Origin of the sequence: Flavobacterium sp. MEB061 (assembly GCF_000834715.1) — a bacterium.
In the GTDB taxonomy this organism is placed as follows: Bacteria; Bacteroidota; Bacteroidia; order Flavobacteriales; family Flavobacteriaceae; genus Flavobacterium; species Flavobacterium pectinovorum.
Genome location: NZ_JXQR01000014.1, coordinates 107,824 through 125,413 on the forward strand (window position 1 = coordinate 107,824; position 17,590 = coordinate 125,413).

18 protein-coding genes are annotated in these 17,590 nt (G+C 32.3%); 5 read left to right on the top strand and 13 right to left on the bottom strand.

Annotated elements, in window-relative coordinates; all coding sequences use genetic code 11:
• Window positions 1-37 precede the first annotated feature (37 nt).
• From RT99_RS06045 to RT99_RS06055, 3 genes are read right to left on the bottom strand one after another with little or no spacing between them, the layout of a single operon-like run.
• Window positions 38-562, bottom strand: coding sequence for a hypothetical protein (locus tag RT99_RS06045; protein ID WP_042563838.1), 525 nt, complete (start codon window positions 560-562; stop codon window positions 38-40).
• A gap of 2 nt (window positions 563-564) precedes the next feature.
• On the bottom strand, window positions 565-1,149 hold the full coding sequence (locus tag RT99_RS06050) for a response regulator transcription factor (protein ID WP_042563839.1): 585 nt from the start codon (window positions 1,147-1,149) through the stop codon (window positions 565-567).
• Window positions 1,150-1,176: 27 nt separating this feature from the next.
• Entirely contained in the window at window positions 1,177-1,467 is a 291-nt protein-coding gene (locus RT99_RS06055; RefSeq protein ID WP_042563840.1) for a hypothetical protein, read from the bottom strand.
• Between the two features lie 131 nt (window positions 1,468-1,598).
• Here RT99_RS06055 and RT99_RS25565 point away from each other — a divergent pair, with 131 nt between their 5' ends.
• The 4 genes from RT99_RS25565 (at window position 1,599) to RT99_RS06070 (ending at window position 7,816) form a co-directional block, all read left to right on the top strand.
• The gene (locus RT99_RS25565) at window positions 1,599-2,045 is read left to right on the top strand and encodes a hypothetical protein (protein ID WP_052483582.1); all 447 of its coding nucleotides are present in this window, start codon (window positions 1,599-1,601) and stop codon (window positions 2,043-2,045) included.
• A complete protein-coding gene (locus tag RT99_RS25790) occupies window positions 2,029-2,157 on the top strand; it encodes a hypothetical protein (RefSeq protein ID WP_256365460.1) in 129 nt (42 codons plus the stop codon). The genes RT99_RS25565 and RT99_RS25790 overlap by 17 nt, the downstream gene beginning before the upstream one ends.
• Before the next feature lie 707 nt (window positions 2,158-2,864).
• Window positions 2,865-6,890 (top strand): cadherin-like beta sandwich domain-containing protein, encoded by a 4,026-nt coding sequence (locus tag RT99_RS06065; protein ID WP_165587180.1) that lies wholly within the window; start codon window positions 2,865-2,867, stop codon window positions 6,888-6,890.
• Between the two features lie 41 nt (window positions 6,891-6,931).
• Entirely contained in the window at window positions 6,932-7,816 is an 885-nt protein-coding gene (locus tag RT99_RS06070) for a PorP/SprF family type IX secretion system membrane protein (RefSeq protein ID WP_165587181.1), read from the top strand.
• A gap of 139 nt (window positions 7,817-7,955) precedes the next feature.
• Here RT99_RS06070 and RT99_RS06075 read toward each other — a convergent pair whose 3' ends face one another.
• From RT99_RS06075 to RT99_RS06105, 7 genes are all read right to left on the bottom strand, one after another.
• The gene (locus RT99_RS06075; RefSeq protein ID WP_242607169.1) at window positions 7,956-8,864 is read right to left on the bottom strand and encodes an alpha/beta fold hydrolase; all 909 of its coding nucleotides are present in this window, start codon (window positions 8,862-8,864) and stop codon (window positions 7,956-7,958) included.
• 162 nt (window positions 8,865-9,026) lie between these two features.
• Window positions 9,027-9,707, bottom strand: a complete 681-nt coding sequence (locus RT99_RS06080; protein WP_042563842.1) for a metal-dependent hydrolase — start codon at window positions 9,705-9,707, stop codon at window positions 9,027-9,029.
• Window positions 9,708-9,799: 92 nt separating this feature from the next.
• Entirely contained in the window at window positions 9,800-10,546 is a 747-nt protein-coding gene (locus RT99_RS06085) for a hypothetical protein (RefSeq protein WP_042563843.1), read from the bottom strand.
• Window positions 10,547-10,586: 40 nt separating this feature from the next.
• The gene (locus tag RT99_RS06090; protein WP_042563844.1) at window positions 10,587-11,114 is read right to left on the bottom strand and encodes a hypothetical protein; all 528 of its coding nucleotides are present in this window, start codon (window positions 11,112-11,114) and stop codon (window positions 10,587-10,589) included.
• A gap of 134 nt (window positions 11,115-11,248) precedes the next feature.
• The gene (locus RT99_RS06095) at window positions 11,249-11,728 is read right to left on the bottom strand and encodes a DinB family protein (RefSeq protein ID WP_042563845.1); all 480 of its coding nucleotides are present in this window, start codon (window positions 11,726-11,728) and stop codon (window positions 11,249-11,251) included.
• A 21-nt stretch (window positions 11,729-11,749) separates the two neighbouring features.
• Complete coding sequence (locus tag RT99_RS06100; protein WP_042563846.1) at window positions 11,750-12,214, bottom strand: DUF962 domain-containing protein; 465 nt, start codon at window positions 12,212-12,214, stop codon at window positions 11,750-11,752.
• A gap of 280 nt (window positions 12,215-12,494) precedes the next feature.
• Window positions 12,495-13,196, bottom strand: a complete 702-nt coding sequence (locus tag RT99_RS06105; protein WP_042563847.1) for a hypothetical protein — start codon at window positions 13,194-13,196, stop codon at window positions 12,495-12,497.
• Window positions 13,197-13,586: 390 nt separating this feature from the next.
• Here RT99_RS06105 and RT99_RS06110 point away from each other — a divergent pair, with 390 nt between their 5' ends.
• Window positions 13,587-14,141, top strand: coding sequence for a DUF4494 domain-containing protein (locus RT99_RS06110; RefSeq protein WP_042563848.1), 555 nt, complete (start codon window positions 13,587-13,589; stop codon window positions 14,139-14,141).
• Between the two features lie 342 nt (window positions 14,142-14,483).
• Here RT99_RS06110 and RT99_RS06115 read toward each other — a convergent pair whose 3' ends face one another.
• From RT99_RS06115 to RT99_RS06125, 3 genes are all read right to left on the bottom strand, one after another.
• Window positions 14,484-15,713 carry a TMEM143 family protein gene (locus tag RT99_RS06115; protein ID WP_042563849.1) on the bottom strand — a complete coding sequence of 410 codons (1,230 nt, stop codon included), beginning with the start codon at window positions 15,711-15,713 and terminating at the stop codon, window positions 14,484-14,486.
• Window positions 15,714-15,849: 136 nt separating this feature from the next.
• Window positions 15,850-16,485 carry a hypothetical protein gene (locus tag RT99_RS06120; RefSeq protein WP_042563850.1) on the bottom strand — a complete coding sequence of 212 codons (636 nt, stop codon included), beginning with the start codon at window positions 16,483-16,485 and terminating at the stop codon, window positions 15,850-15,852.
• Window positions 16,486-16,953: 468 nt separating this feature from the next.
• On the bottom strand, window positions 16,954-17,421 hold the full coding sequence (locus RT99_RS06125; protein WP_042563851.1) for a hypothetical protein: 468 nt from the start codon (window positions 17,419-17,421) through the stop codon (window positions 16,954-16,956).
• Between the last annotated feature and the right edge of the window lie 169 nt (window positions 17,422-17,590).

Sequence of the window (17,590 nt, forward strand, 5' to 3'; positions counted from 1 at the left end):
GAGATTATAATATTGTGAAACTGTCATTCCGGAGTAATCAATTGGAATAGTGATTTTGCACGATAACTGTCTCTGAACCGACAACGGATAATTTGTTTGTGAGTTTGTTAATACATTCCTGTAATTCAGTTTGCTTGGCAGAATAATGGGAGCGTAATGTTTTTTTATCTTCGAATGAAATACTTTCTGATTTTTCAAGTGCAGCGCTTTGGTTTCCATAGGCGAATTGTTCCTTTTGGAGTTCTTTAATTTTTAGTATGATGTTGTATTGGTCAAATTCATAGATGAAAATTTCAACTATATCTTCATTTGTTATAGATTGATTGAAAATCCAATGTTCAGTTCCTGATAATAATTCTTTGAAATTCCCTCCATTCTGGCCACAAATATTTATGTCGCTAATAGGCAAATCTATTTTTCCGTTTGATAGTTTTATTGTGAAATATGCATCAAGTGTATCACGATATTCTACAGCTAAAATTTGGAAAACAAAATTTGTAAGCATCTGAAAACCTTTTGAATACCCTGTGTTGTTTGAGCTAAAATTTTTTACTATTGTCATGGTTATTGGATTATTTTTTGGTTGATAGCTTTGGTAATTAGTCCTGATTTAGATTTTACACCTGCTTTTTCGAAAAGATTTTGTTTGTGCGTATTTAGCGTGCTTTTAGCGATTTTTAGTTTCTCGGCAATTTGTTTGTCCGGAAGATCAGAAGCCATTAAGTTGACAATCTGAATTTCTCTGATTGTTAAAGCAGTGCCATCAATTGTGATTGATTTTGATTTCCATTTCAGACACTTACAGTTGTTGGAACAAATAAAATTGTCAACTTTGTTTAGCTGGCCACTTTCTGTAAAGTCGGCAATGTGATCAGCAGCACCATAAATACAAAAGGCGAATTTTTCAGTTGCTTCTTCCTGTGGCAAGTGTTTCAGATCTCCAAAAGCGATATCATCTTTTAAAAGCTGTTCAAAAATTTGGGCTTTTTTCATTGGTGCCAATGTGTTAAACTGAAAGGTTTGTCCATCTGATACAAAAAATGTCTTTTTGCTTTTGCGATCACCAAATATTTCTGTTCGATTATCACCCGGAAGTAGTCCTGCGGGTATTTGGTGAATTTGGTTTTTTAATGTAGATTTGCTTTCCATTAGATTAATCTTTTATAGGTTAATTATTTAAATCAAACCCGGAGTTCCAGCTTCGGGTTTTTTTTTGGTAAAAATTGCTTTCTTTTCTTCAGCAATTTTTTTCTTTTCCTCCTTTTTTTCTGCATATAAACCCACAATCGTTTTTTCGATATCCGTGTTTTCATTACGACCGTTAAAAACATGAGTTATATAAGAAATCCCATAAGGAGTTCCCTTTTGTGTCACGATTCCGTTTTCATTTAGTTTTTCCAGAACCTCCTTTGAATAGCCTTTTTTAAAGACCTTTTTCATTTTCTTTCTTTCAGCTGGTTTAATCATAGATAAGTGCTATTTTGAATTGATTTTATTTGTTTAATTTTACTACGAGCGAAATACGTTTGAACTATTACAAATGTAATGTAATATTTTACACTAAAACAAATATTAGCGTAAAAAAATACACTAAAAGAATGGGGAGTACCGAAAGAATAATTCAATACCTTGATTATAAAGGAATTACAAAGTATAAATTTTGTAAAGATTTAGGCTTTTCAAACAAGTTTTTGGACAATAGCAGTAACATGGGAACTGATAAAGCGTGTAAAATATTACATCATTTTCCCGAAATCAATGCGGAATGGTTTATCACCGGAAGTGGAAGCATGCTGAAAAATGATGCCGATAATAATGAAAACAGCATTGAAAAACTTGATTTGAGAACTGAAGTTTTCCGATTAAGTACCGCAAATTCTCAATTGGCAGAAACAAATGAATTGTTACGCTTTAAAATTGGCGTTTTAGAAGAAAGGTTATCCGGATCCGAATATAATCGGCCGGATTCCACTGTTTATGAATCTGTGGATGAACCACAACCAGAATTAATGAAAAAGACTAAAAAAGATGATGTTAAAAAATGATAATGAAGAAGAAAATATCTCTATAGATATAGGAGAAGAAGATAGTGAACTGATAGAAAGATTAAAAGAAATTATTGAAAACAGTTCCCACAAACTTCCCAAAGAAAAATGATAACTGTTGATTTTGATTACGTTATGATTTTTAAAGAAACCCCTCCGCGGTCACAGTAAACAGGCAAAATACATAAGTAATGTATTTTGCCTGTTTTTTTTTGAGTATTGATCTCCACGTTTTTATGACAACTAAATTATAATACGATTTTTATTGTTGTTTGTCTTTCTTCCTAAAATCCTTTTGACACTATTCAATTAAATTTTATATCCGACTTTATAAGGTGTTAAGTAGGCTTTTTTTTGCAGATCCCTGCCTATTAATATATATGGTTTTTATTAATTTTTTTAAACAATTCTTCATAGTGTAAGAAATGTCCTTATTTGTAAACTTAAAAACTTTTGAAGGCAATAATAAATCAAAATGGCTTTAACCTTTGGAAAATTAAATTCTGTTAGTCTCTAAGTCCGGCAGATTTTTTTTTTAATATCTAAAACTACTGTAAAATAAGGCGATTACAACTCGTTCTTGTTTTTTTTAGTAGACGGTTAAATTAATTTTTTATGCGGATTTAGGATTAAATGTCTAAGGAAATGGATGGATTTTTTTAGAAGAATTGATATTGGACTTTAATTTTTTTTGAAAAGTGAATAATTAAATGGATAAAAATGAACAAAAATGGCTTAAAAAAAGAAAAAAGATGAATTAGAAAAATTAGCAAAAATGAATGAAAATTAAAAACAAAAATGAATAGAAATAAAATAAAAATGAACAAAAATTTACTTATTGTATTAGCCCTTCTTTTATTTAGTGTAGGGTATGGGCAAAGTCTTAAAACCTGGACCGGTGCTACGAGTACTGCATGGAATGTAGATACAAACTGGAGTCCTGAAGGAAGGCCGACTGCTACTGACAATGTATTAATAACAAATGCATCCAATCAACCTGTAATATCTGTTGCGGGAGCTGCTTGTGCAATTCTTGAGTTGTCAAATTCAACTCCAGGCAGTGTTGTTGTTCTAACAGTAAGTGCGGGGTCTTTTTCTCCTGCATCGATAATTATGAATAGTGGCGGGGGGGATACCAGCGATTGTAGTTTAACTATTAATACTGGAAAAGTAACTGTAACGGGAAATGTTACAATGAATGGTACTGCTCTTCAAAATGATGTGACTTTTTCCGGAGATGGAAATTTGCTGATTGGAGGAGTAATGACAGGAGGAATATTAAATGCAGGTACTTTAACAAGTGGGAAAGGAACTGTATCTTATAATGGTACAGGAACGCGAGCTATAGGTGCCTATACTTATAATAATTTAACAATTTCTGGTAGTGGCATCAGAACAATTACTCCTTCAGTAATTGTAAACGGTATTCTTGCTATGGCAGGTACGGCGACAGCTTCTGCTGCACCAACTTATGGTGCCAATGCTTCTTTACAATACAATAGCGCATCATCCCTGACAGCCGGACCGGAATGGGTTAGCCCATTTATTGCAAACGGAGGGGTTCAAATTTCTTCTGTTACAGGTTCAAGCATAGTAACTTTAAGTAATAATGGTGTAGAAAAAAGATTTAATGATGGGGTATCGCTTGTAATAGATGAGGGTGCTTCATTAGTAGCTACTAACACAGATTTGTATTTTGGCGGTGATTTTATAAACAATAACGGATCGTTGACAACAGATGGCTTTGTTTATTTAACAGGTGCTGTTAGTCAAACTATAGATGGTTTTGCAGCAACAAAAGGAGTTGTTATGAATAAAACTGCTGGTGTAGCGACTTTTACAAAAAATTTAAATACAGGGAAATTAATAATTGATGGTGCAGGAACACTTAATCTTGGAGCTGGTTTGACTCATAGTTTTACTGATTGGGTTAGAACACAAGGAACATTAAATGCTAATTCAAGTCTTTTAAAATTTTCAGGAAATGTAAGTGGCACTGGAAGTAATTTTACAGCGGGAACAAGTACGGTAGAATTTAATGGAGGTGCACAAAATTTAGGAACGGGATCAATAATTTATAATAATCTTACATTATCAGGAGCTGGAACTAAAACTTTTGGTGCAAAAACTACAATAAATGAAACTTTCTCTATCGTGAGCGGAGTAGTTGCTGATCTTACTGCTAATTTAGTACATACTGCCAAAAGTATAAAATTGGGTGTTACAACAGGATCTGGTGGATCATGGGGAAGCTCTCTTTCAAACGCGGTTAATAAAAATAATACTTTTTTTACTTCTAATAATGGTATTGTAAATGTTGGACCAACAATTGTAGTAAGTACCGATAGCTTATCTGGGTTAACTACAACTTATGGTACGCCATCAAGTTCAAATAGTTTTGACCTCTCTGGTCTTGCTATGCTTGAAGGAATTTTAGTTACTCCTCCTTCAGGATTTGAAGTGAGTACAGATGGAGTTACTTTTAGCAATACAATTACTATTGGAGCTGCAGGCGCTATTGCATCTACAAAAGTGTATGTTCGATTAAAAGGAACAATTGACGCAAAAGATTATTCTGGAAATCTAGTGTTAACCAGTAATGGTACAACCACTATAAATATACCAATAGCTACAAGTACTGTAAACAAAGCACCACTGACTATCACAGCAGTTAAAAAAGATAGACAATATGGTGTTGCGAATCCAGTTTTAACAGTAACTTATGATAAGTTTGTAAATGGAGATACTGAAGCGAAATTAACTACATTACCTACAATTGTAACTACTGCAGTTATAGGAAGTGCAGTTGGAAATTATCCAATTACAGTTAGTGGAGCAGTTTCTTCAAACTATAACATTACTTATGTAGCAAATATATTAGATATTACTCCTGCAGCGTTAACTATTACTGCAGTTGATAACACTAAAGTTTATGGATCAGATAATCCTGTTTTAACAGCAACTTATGTTGGTTTTGTAAATGGAGACACTGAAGCAAAATTAACAACATTACCTACAATTGCAACTACAGCGGTTAAAGGAAGTGCAGTTGGAAATTATCCAATCACAGTAAGTGGTGCAGTTTCATCAAACTACACTATTACTTATGGAGCAAATGCAGTATTGGCTATTACTCCTGCAGCGTTAACTATTACTGCAATTGATAACAGTAAAGTTTACGGATCAGACAATCCAGTATTAACAGCAAGTTATGCTGGGTTTGTAAATGGAGATACTCAGGTTAGTTTAACAACATTACCTACAATTACAACTACAGCAGTTAAAACAAGTGCAGTAGGTACTTATCCAATTGCTGCTAGTGGAGCAGTTTCATCAAATTATGCTATTAGCTACGTTTCTGGAACTTTAACAGTGATTGCTTCTAGCAATGCAGGTTTGGGAGATTTAACTATCAGTGAAGGTACTTTAAGCCCTGCTTTTTCAGAAGGAACTAAAGACTATACAGCTACAGTACCTAATGATATTAAAGAAATCACAGTTACCCCAACTACAGCCGATGCTGCAGCAACGGTAACAGTAAATGGAAAAGAAGTACCAAGCGGAACTACTTCAGGAAGTATTCCTTTAGAAGTAGGTGAAAATCCAATTACTACAGTAATTACAGCGCAAGACGGAACTACTCAAACTTATACAATAATCGTTACAAGAGAGCCTTCTAGTGATGCAGGTTTAGGAGATTTAACTATCAGTGAAGGTACATTAAGCCCAACTTTTGCAGAAGGGACTAAAGACTATACAGCTACAGTACCTAATGATGTTAAAAATATTACAGTTACACCAACTACTGCGGATGCTACAGCAACTGTAACAGTAAATGGAGTAGAGGTGCCAAGTGGAACTGCTTCCGGAAATATTCCTTTAGAAGTAGGTAAAAATGAAATCACTACGATAATAACGGCTCAGGACGGAACTACTAATACTTATGTAATAGTTGTTACAAGAGAAGCTTCTAATGATGCAGGTTTGACAGATTTAGTTGTAAGTGAAGGTACTTTAAGCCCAACTTTTACAGAAGGAACTAAAGATTATACAGCTACAGTACCTAATGATGTTACAGGGATTACAGTTACACCAACTATTGCAGATGCTACAGCAACAGTAACAGTAAATGGAGTAGAAGTACCAAGCGGAAAAGCTTCTGGAGAAATTCCTTTGCAAGTAGGTGAAAATACGATTACTACAGTAGTAACTGCAGAGGATGGGACTACTAATACTTATGTAATAGTTGTTACAAGAGAAGAAGCAGCTTCTAAGCCATCTGATAATGCAGGTTTATCTGATATTGTTGTAAGTGAAGGTACTTTAAGTCCAGAATTTAATACAGATACAAAAAATTACACAGTAGATGTGCCAAATGAGACTAATTCAATTATAATCACTCCTACACCAATCGATCCAAATGCAACTGTTGAGATAATAGTTGATGGAAAAACAGTTACTGACAATACGGCTCCAATTGATCTAAAAACAGGAGAGAATGTAGTTACAATAGTTGTTACAGCTCCAGATGGTACACAAGAAACATATACTATTATTGTAAACAGAGAAGATGCAGTACCAGTTATCCCTTCAAATATTATTACTCCAAACGGAGATGGTAAAAATGATGTTTGGGTAGTTCCAGGTCTGAATGTATATCCTAACAATTCAGTTAAAGTTTTTGACAGAGCAGCAAGATTAGTATATTCTAAAAATAACTATAACAGTGATTGGGATGGTACTTATAAAGGCTCTCCACTTACTGAGGATACTTATTACTATCTAATTGATCTAGGAAATGGTTCACCTAAACTTAAAGGGTTCATTTCAATTATTAGAGACTAATAATTAAGAAGGAAAGAAATAAAACAATGAAAATTAAAAAAATGAGAGCAATCTATATAAAGGTAATGATGTTTCTGATTCTATTAGGAGCAAATACCGCAAATGCGCAGTTAACAGAATACGAGTCCATGTATTTTCAAAATCAATACTTAAATAACCCTGCTATGGCAGGGTTAGAAGAAGGTATGAAATTTAACATAGGCTACCAAAGACAATGGGATGAAGTTCCCGGGAATCCAATATTAATGAATGCTACTTTCGAATATAATGGAGGCAACAGAACAGGGTTAGGATTAAATGTAAGTAGTGACAGAGCTGGTTTAATCAATAGAACAAGAATAATGGGAACTTATGCCTATCATTTACCAATAGGAGTTGATCAAAAATTAAATTTCGGATTATCTGCAGGTGCAAAATTTGCTTCTATTGATTACAATAAAATTATAGGAGATAAAGATGATGTTGCATTACAGAACTATAATAAAGGCGCTGCTTTTGATGGAGATCTGGGTATCGCATATACTAGTAGACTATTGACAATCCAGGCTGCATTGCCAAACCTTAATGCTTTAATGTATGATAATAATGATGGTGTGAAAAAATATGTAGATCGTTCTATTTTTTATTCAGCAGTGAGTTATAAAATATTACTGTCAAATGAAGATGAAAACTTAAATGTTGAACCATTGATCGCTTATAGAGGGGTTAAAGGACATAAAGATATTTTAGATGCTGGAGCAAGATTTAACTTTCCGGACTATAAGATGAATGTATCAGCATTTTACCATACTAATAAAACTGTTTCTACAGCTTTTGGTATTTCGCTTAACGATTTGGGTGTTTTTCTGGCTTATTCTAAATATTTTGGAAGTCTTGGTGCTTATGCAAACAATACTTTTGAAGTTGGACTTAACTATAAATTGTAATATAAGAGTTTATCATAATTAAAATAGGTTCTTTATTGAGTAAAGAATGTGATTCTAATCAGTAAAAAAAGCCAGTGATTTAATTTTCACTGGCTTTTTCATTTTAACATGATAATATATATTCTAAATGGTCATCAATTTATTTTGTATTCTCTAAAAAAGCATGAATATAATTTGCTACAAGATCTACATGTTGATGTTGCGGCGCATGTCCTGTCTGTGGAAGAACGATTAATTGCGCCGTTGGTAATTGTTTGGTTAATGGATACCAATTTTCGACAGCAAAACTAATATCATGATCTCCGGAAATAATTAAAATTGGAATTTTAGTGGTTTTAAGTTTTCCTTTGAAATTATCTTTATCTTCTGTTAAACCAGCGCTGCCTTTAAAATAAAGTTGAAAAACTTCCATAGTAGAAGGGATTTTAGAAACATCAATTCTTTTTGCAATTCTGTCGTGTGATGCTTTGGCTTCTGCTTTGCTTTCTTCAGAAGAAGGTTCGAAAAACAATACAATTTCATCATCAAAATCATTAACTGGTTTTAAAGCTGAATCCAGAAATGCCTGCTCCAGCGGAACAACTCTTTCACCCGGAGGCCCGGTCCCTAATAATACGGTTTGTGAAATAAGATCTGAAAATTGCAATGTTGCAACCTGAGTTACTAATCCACCATAAGACCAGCCTATTATAATTATTTTTTTTATTTTCAGAAAATCGGCCAGATCTTTTACATCTTTTGCAACATCTTTTAAGTCAGTTGGTAAAGTTCCTGTTGAGTAGCCAATACCAGTGTAATCAAAAGTAATTACCTTGTAGTTTTCGGCAAGTTTGTCTAAAAATAGGGGATCCCAGGTATCTAGTGTTCCTCTAAAGCGATTTACTAAAATAATGGGAGTTCCTTTTCCTATAGTACGGTAAGCGATTTTTCTGCCTGAAACATCAGCAAATTCTGTTTTAGAATTTAAAGCAGTTATTTTTTGTGCATTCATAATAGATAAATTTGTTATAAGCATCAAAAAAACAAATGGAATTGTAAATGTTTTCATTGTTTTTGAATTTTGGTTAATGATTAATTCAGATAAATAATTTTAATGCCTTGGATGAAAAATATTTATGAACCAATAGTTTTGGGATATTGAATGGATTTTACATTTGTATGTTTTGTTTTATATCGCTTTAACCAATATGTTTTAGCGATATTTCGAAAATTAGATTTCGATTGTACTGCCAATTTTTGGTAAGAAAAGATGGAGATTTGCATTTTTAAAACTTTCTTCAGCTTTTTTATGATCCATAATAATGAAACCAAAAGTATCATAATGAACGCCTAATATTTTAGTAACGCCAACTAATTTTGATGCTTCAATTGCTTCTTCAATTCCCATTGTAAGGCCATCTCCAATTGGGAAAACAGCAAAGTCAAGTTTGGTAAATTTCGGAATCAGCTGCATATCCAGAGTTAGGGCCGTATCACCGCTATAATAAAAATTTCCATCAACGGTAGTTAACACAAAACCACAGGCAATTCCACCATAACTTCCATCCATGAAACTACTTGGATGCTGCGCAATAACACATTTTACGGATCCAAAGTCAAAATCAAACTTTCCACCCGGATTGATTGGATGCGCGTTTTCGATTCCGTTTTTTAAGAGCCAGTTATAGATTTCAAAATTGCCAAGAACTTTGGCTCCCGTATTTTTTGCGATGCGTTCTACATCTAAAATATGATCGTAATGGGCATGTGAAATAAAAATATAATCAGCTTTGATTTCGTCAATATTAATATCTTTGGCTAAATCGTTCCCGGTAATAAAAGGATCAAATAGAATATCTTTTCCATTGGCATAAACTGAAAAACACGAATGTCCGTAATAAGTTATCTTCATAATAAATAGATTTTATAAATTGATAATTATCTAAAGTAGTTAACTTTTTATCCAAAAAATGTACCAGCCAAAACGGACTTGAAACAAACTATTTATTCCTCAAAAACTTTTTCAGTATCAACAGGATTATTTTCCTGATATAATTTTTTACCAATCATGCCTTTGTCGCCAAGAGCGCGACCTTTTATCAGCCAGGCAATTCCGAAAGCAAAAAGAGCAAGTGCCTCTAAAACTAACGTTGAATAAGTGAAAAATTTTAAACTTTCGGAAACAGGTACCATAATTATAAAAACAAGTATGGAATATCCGCAAAACCTATAAATATTATTTTCGTTAAGAATACTTTTTGGATCTCTGGTTTCATTTTTCTGACCAATTGTAAAAACATTAATAGACAATAAAGCCATGATTAAAAACAACAAAGCCGCAAAGCCATAATGAAACCAGCCAAGCCATTTTTCCGGATACGGAATTATTGTGTAAATTTTAATTGCAAAATCATCCGGATTCATTGGTATCAATGCTACGCCAATCGCCATGATTCCAGCAATATTAGTCAATAAATTGTCATTTTTCCAGATTGAAGCATTGCTTGTGCCTTTGTAGCAAATTAAAAATAAACCTACTGCACATAAGGTTCCTGTGAAAATTTCCCTGAGATTGGTGAAATAATAATGACTTATTGAAGGTTGAAGTTGTGTTTTGAAAAAAGAAATAAAAGACAAACCAACCAAAAGTATTGGAAGGCTTATTCCTAAATAACCTATTGCCCGCCTGATTCTTCTATAAGTGAAAATATCGTCACGTTCAATTTCTATTTCCTTAGGATCTATTTTCATTTTATTATGAGTTGATTAAAGGAAATATAAAGTTGAGCTCTTAGTTTGACGGAGAATACAATAAATCGGACTGTGGTAACTCTATTTTACCCTCAAAATTTTTCGATTGCGAATAGATGGTAATTCCTAAAAGTCTCCATTCTAAAGTTCCATAAACAGAATAAACGTATTGATTTTCTCCATTAGATTTATTTAAAATAATACTAATTGGGTACCAGTTTGTACCACTTATAAATCCTTCTCTGGAAGATTGTGCATTAAGCAGTTCCTTAGCTGTATAATTTACAGAAAGACTCATTTTTGAAGTTAGATTATCATCAATAACTATTCTTTGATTTCGACCATTATTGCTATTAGCGACTTTAGCGGTTTTATTATTTAAATCAAATTGTTTGAATTCTGAATTGTTGTCTTTTGGTTTAGAAGTAAAAGATAATAAACCCAAAGCAAAAATAACACAAGCAAAAAGACCCAATTTTTCACGAATAAATTTCAATGCCTGAAAACATATAACAATGAATGCAATAAAGATTGCTATATTTAAGATACCCCAAATTAATTGTGTCATAACAGCTGTTTGTTACTTCTATAAATATATTAATCAGATTATTAATAATTTACAGAGTTGGTTATTTGAAAATGGTAATTTTTTACAAAACGAAAATACAAATTAAACCTGAAAAAACTAAATATTTACAAGATTTATCTCATAATATCAGTATCAACCGGAATATAACCAAGATGCCTGCTTAGAGTTAAAATTTGACCCTTATGATGGTATTCATGCGTAATAACATGACTGAAAAGTTTTAAAGGTGATGCTGAATTTTTATTGCCCTGTATTTCGTACACTATCTCTTTATCAGAAAGATCGATTTTAGAAATAAATTCTTCCATGAAAATATCTACTTCATCAAAAAGTAAAATAACATCCTGTAATGTAACGTTATCTTCATATTTAGCATATTTTAAATCCTTTTTTAATGCAAGATTCGCAATCCAATATTCGTATGTGTTGGCAATATGAATGAGTAAGTTTCTCATGCTTCCGCCACGGCCAAATGATGTATTTTGATTAATGAAATCTTCTGGACTAATAGTTTTACAGTATTCAAAAAGTACATTTCTTGAGCCTTGTACAAACTCATATTGCTTTTTTGCGAAATCAGATAACATTTCCATGGGATTATCCTTAGGTACTACTTATTTTCTCGAAAACAAATTCTCTACAACCCACGCCGGACCAATCATCAGAAACTGAAGGTCTTTTAAAAACGAAGGTTTTTTGCCTTCAATGTTATGGCCGTAAAATTGCCCAATCCACGCGATTACAAACACGCCAATAGAAAACATCCATAAAGGTAAAAGCTGACCGATGTAATAATTCACAATCAGACAAAGAGAAGAGAAAATAGCGATTTTAATTGCCATTGCAACTGATAATCGGATATAAAAAACAAGAACAAAAAGTAATACAACAACGGCCCAATTTTCGATAATGGGTGCATTCAGTTTAAGAGTATTGGCAATAAAACCACTCGGAATACTCATTAATAATCCTACAATCGAAAAATAAATTGCCGGAACGCAAACATAGTGTATTGCTTTGTTTTTTGGGTTTTGATGACTTACGGCATATTCGTCAAACCATTGGTCTAATGTTCTCATTTTTTTTGGTTTAGATAGTAAACAAATCTATTAAAATTTTCTGACTTTGAATAAAATCAAAAAACATAGAACCTTACAGATTAAAATGTTTTTTCACGCAGATTCTGTAGATTTGAGCAGATTAAATTTAAATATCTGCTTAAATCTTTTTAAAATCTGCGTGAAACAAATTAATTTTTAACCGCAAAGCCCGCAAAGATTTACGCAAAAGTTCGCAAAGCTTTGTATTGATTTATCTTTGCGGTTAAAAAAAACATCGTGGTTAAAAAATACCGTGATGTTAAAATATATTAAGATTATCTGTTGCCAATATTAATTTTTTAAATCGGCTTCTGTCAAAATCTATTCTGCTGGCCTGAACGGCAATAGGAAAATAAATTCCCATATTCGAAGTCATTTTTAATTTGCTTTGGTTGCTTATTGTAAAGTCCAGTTTGCCCTCTGCAACTGCATTTAAACTGGCAATTAAACCCGTATCTAATGTAAAATCAGTCTCAATATCGACCACTAGATTTTTAGCAAAAACAGTTCCCGTAATGAGGAGAAGATAATTGCGATTGGCATTTTTTAAAAGAGAAGGATTTGGATGTTGGAAATCAGCAGAAAATAAATATTCTTCGAGATTGCCCAATGCATATTCTTTGGTAACAGAGTTTTCGTAACTGATGGTTACGGTTTTTCCGGATTTTATTTTGGCAGAAATTTCAAAAGTACCAAGTCCTAATGTTTTTAGAATTTCTTCCAAAAGTGTAATTCCTATATTAAAACCATAATCATCTTTTTTAGTATAATCAACGCTCAACGCCGGATTTTCGATTTCTACTAATTCAATATCGCTTTTAAAAGCGTGACTGATATTTGCATAATAAAGCTGTGCTTCATCAAACGGTTTTTTCAACCATAATTGTAGTGGTTTATGACTTCTTAAAGGTCCTTCGATTAAGTCATAACCCTGATCGCCTAAAAATTTGGTAAGTTTCATGGTATTGTTTTTTAAGTTATATAAATAGTTTTGGGGTATTAGTATTATTAATTTTTTTTAGTGTATTATACTTACAAATTTATTAAATATTTATTGGTTTATTTTAAAGTTTATTGCATTTGGTATAATTTATAACAATTTGTTTAACACATGGAAACATAGGTTTTATGAGTAAAAAAGAATGTTTTAAAACCGAAATACAAAACAATGCTCCGTGTATTTTAATAAAGTAAAACACCTTTCCTGAGATTTTAAATCTATGTTTCTATGTGTTTAAATTAATTTACCTAAGAGTTCACTTTTTATTTCAAATTGTGAATATCTATTTTGAAAATTAAGATTTTTTATTTCCTTTAAAATCTATCTTTGGCATCCTTAAAAAAATGAAAAATGAGCGCAACTTGGTATGAATGCAAAGTAAAATATAGAAAAACAGATGACATCGGAACACAAAAGGTTACTACAGAACCTTATTTGGTAGATGCGATATCTTATACAGAAGCCGAAAGCAGAATTAATGAAGAAATGAAGGCTTATGTTAGTGAAGAATTTAAAATCACCAATATTAAAGTGGCAAATTATGCCGAGATTCATCCTTTTGAAAATGCTGATCGCTGGTTTAAATCGAAGGTTACTCTAATGGCTTATGATGAAGAAAGTGGTAAAGAACGCAAAACAAATATGTATTTGTTAGTTCAGGCCAATGATGTAAAAGAAGCCTATGACAATACGATTGCAGCCATGAAAAATACAATGGGCGATTACACCATTCCGGCAATTTCAGAATCACCAATTATGGATGTTTTTCCTTATTTTAGTGGTGAAGAGGGAGACTTAGAACAATTGGAAAGATTTAATGCCCTAAAAGCTTCTAAACCAGAAATTGTAGCTGTAGGTGATACAGGTGAAAATATAGAAGATCTTATTGAAGTTGATAGCGAATAATTTACTTTAACACTATATAAAAAGAGGACATTAAGTTCTCTTTTTTGTTTTTATAAGGTATTGTATTAATAATAAGATTTAGGAGCTATTTCCTGCTGTCCGCTATATCTTTTGTGCCGAACACCGGCACAAAAGGATGTCGCTCCCATCAGGGCTAGGGCACTAGTTGTTATAAGATATATAGACATGTATTAACATGAAATTTGGTCAAAGATGCCTAACTTTCTATGTTTGAGGAAATAAAAAAATCCGTTTAAATCCGCGTTTTCGCAAAGCAAATCTGTGTCATCTGCGTTCTACAATAAAGATTAGAAATAATAATAAACAAAAGTCTACAAAATTTTACTTCTGATTATAATCAAAAACATTATCCCACAATTCATCAATTTGGATCAAAGCTTTCTCTAAAGGAAGAGCTTCCCATTTTCCATTTGTTTCTACACCAAGACCAATGTTTTTTAGTTTCAGCAAGGAATCGGTTACATCAAAATCAATTTCTGTTTTTAGTTTTGTTTTAAACCAGAATTCAATTTGATTATCTAATTCTTGAGCCGTTATCGGATTTTCACTTTTATGTAAAAAAGCATATGCCAAAATAGTTTCCTTAAGCACTTCTTCTTCAGAAGAATTTAGTAAAGAATAAAAAGCACCACTATTATTTCCCAGATTTTTAAAATACAAACTATCCGAAAGCATTTTAGAATATCTGATTTTCTTGTTTATAAAATTGTTGTATTGACGAAAGCAATAAGCGGCTAAAATTCCCAATGCAATCAAACCTTGGTTTAATGATGTTTTGCTGTTTAGTAAATCGATTGTTTCGCCGGTTTCATAAGCGGTATACATATTAATCAGCGCCGGAATTACCTGGGCGCTTAATAACGAAATTCCACCAAAAATTCCCGGAACCCAAAGCAGCATTTTATCTTTCAGTGACATTCGTGGAATCGCATTTGGGAAAATGGTTTCCAAATCATTTTTAGGAACACGCTTAAAGATTTTTAAACCAATAGATCCGGGATCAATAGGCATTCTTCCTAGTTTGACCTTGTTTTCTTTCAGGTAATCGGCTTCGTTATAATTGAGGTAAATCATAACACGATCGTAATATTCGATCTCAATTTCTTTTTTCCAGAAAATATATTTTTTGACTTTTTCTTTTGCTTTGTGACTACCGCGAACGTACAATTCGTAATCTTTAAAAGCATTAAAATCTATCGAAAGATTCAGACCAATTAAATCAGAATCTTTAAAAGCTTCGTCTAAAGTTTCATGATTGATTTTGGTATAATTGCCACGTTCTAAAACCTGACGAAGTGTTTCTTTGAAAATTCCAAAATCGCTTTTGCCAATAAAACTTTCACGTTCTTTTAAACTCAAGTCCGGATCAAATAAAGCGTAGTTTTGCTTTAAATTTCGGTTCAGGTTAAAAGCTTCATAATGATAATAATGTTCGATAATATCGAATAACTTTTTAAAATCATCAATCTTTTTTTTGTCTTCGGCGAAAGTGGCTATTTGTTGCTCGAGTAAGAATTCCTTGTTAAAGGGAATATAATGTTCTCGTGTCATGTTTGTAGGTTCTTAGGGACTAAGGCCCAAAGATACAAAGGTTTTTTTTAAAGTTCCTAAGGTTCTGAGATTCTAAGATCCTAAGGTTTTTTCCCAGCTTGTTAAGTTGGAATTCGGAATTTTAAAAACTTGGAATTTAAGATTTAATTATCCTAAAACGTCCCGGATATTTAAGCCACAAGCTTTTTTTGTTGCCGTAATAATCCATGAAATCTTCGCATACAAATACAGCGTGTGCTGTAGACCAGGCCACAACTCCACAAAATTCACTTCCTGATTGGCGTTTTAATTTTTGAATTTGTTTGCCTTTTTCAAAGCCCAGGTATTTATAAATAGTAGGCGTATAGACTTCACCATCTTCCAGATCTTCCAAAGCTTTTTCAAAAGTTTCCTTCTTATCCGTTATTTGTCTGTATTTTGCCATTACTGCATAAGTTAGAATGGCGTATTCTGTGATTTTCTCGCTCTCTGGGTTATCTTTGATATAGACAAAATCTGCAGAAAATTTGGCTTTATCCAGTTCTTCTTTTTTTAAATTAAAAGAAGCATTATTTTTTAATGTTATTTTATATACACCATCGCTTACTGTGTCAGTTACAAAAAGGTTGTCCAGTCCATAAACATTCAAAGAAGCTTTAATAAAAGCAATTGATGAGCAGTTTGTTCGTTCTCCTTGTTTAAAGCTTTCAAATATTTGATCCGAGCTTAATTGTGCATAAGAATTGGAACAAATAAACATGAAAAATAAAAATGTCGAAGTAATAAATTTCATTGTCTTAAATTTTATAATTGTTTCCGGTACTTTTTAATATGATGTAGTTTTGCAAATCTATAAAAATCAACTAATAATTGACGTCTTTATCTTTTACTTTTTTACATTTTATAAAGGATTTTTCGAAGTTAACCTTTTGAATGATTAATGAACATTCTTTTGAGCATGATATTTTGAGGAATTTGTTTAAAAGTTGTAAAGAAACATAAAACTCTCTATTGAATTGATTAACAAAATATAGAAAACTAAAAATGGGATTTCCAATCCTTATTAAAGATTTGAAATCCCACTTTATAGCTCCAAAAAAAATAATCCTATTTATAGTTTCCCTTTTGAGAAATTATAATTAATGACAAAAATTATTCAATGGCAATTTTACCACTAAAAAAAGTTTTGGCACCGCGTATTTATACCTGTTTTTTGTGTTTTGAAGATAAAGCCTCAGATGATTAACAAAGAAATAAGTAACTAATTTGGTTCAGAGTTCTTTAAGTAGATTATTTTGCGAATGTATTGCAGTAGATTTTCTTTTTCTACCGAAAAGACAGCATTTTCATCTTCAGTACTTAGATACAAATCGGCAATACTTTCGGCATCCATATTTTTGAGTAAATATTGATGTTCAATATATTGTATGAGATTGTCTATAAAAAGCTCTTGCAGTTTTCCTTTTTCTATAGTCTCGGGATCTCCATTTTTTATTTTTTCTATTTCAGATTCCGGTAAATCGATCGTGAGATAAGTGGTGTCTACGGCTACTTTTGATAGTAATTCTTCGGTAACTTTTCCAGATGCATCGCAATAGGCACAGGGACCGGGAGCCCATTTTAATTGTTTATTTAAGCGTCGTATATCTTCCGGACCAACGAATCCTTTTCCCAGACATCTTGGGCATTCTAAATCTGAATTTTTAAACAGGAAATTAAAAAAGGTCATTATTCTAAAATTTGGGGGGTTAGAGTTTAATAGCAGTGCGAAGATAATTATTTATGTAAGAAATTTATTTTAATGTTAATTGTTTTTTTGAACAGAAGCGTTTGTAGGGCACTTTTGAGGTTAAAAAAGAAGCAAAAGAAACAAGGTTTAAAAAAAGTAAAGAAATTCA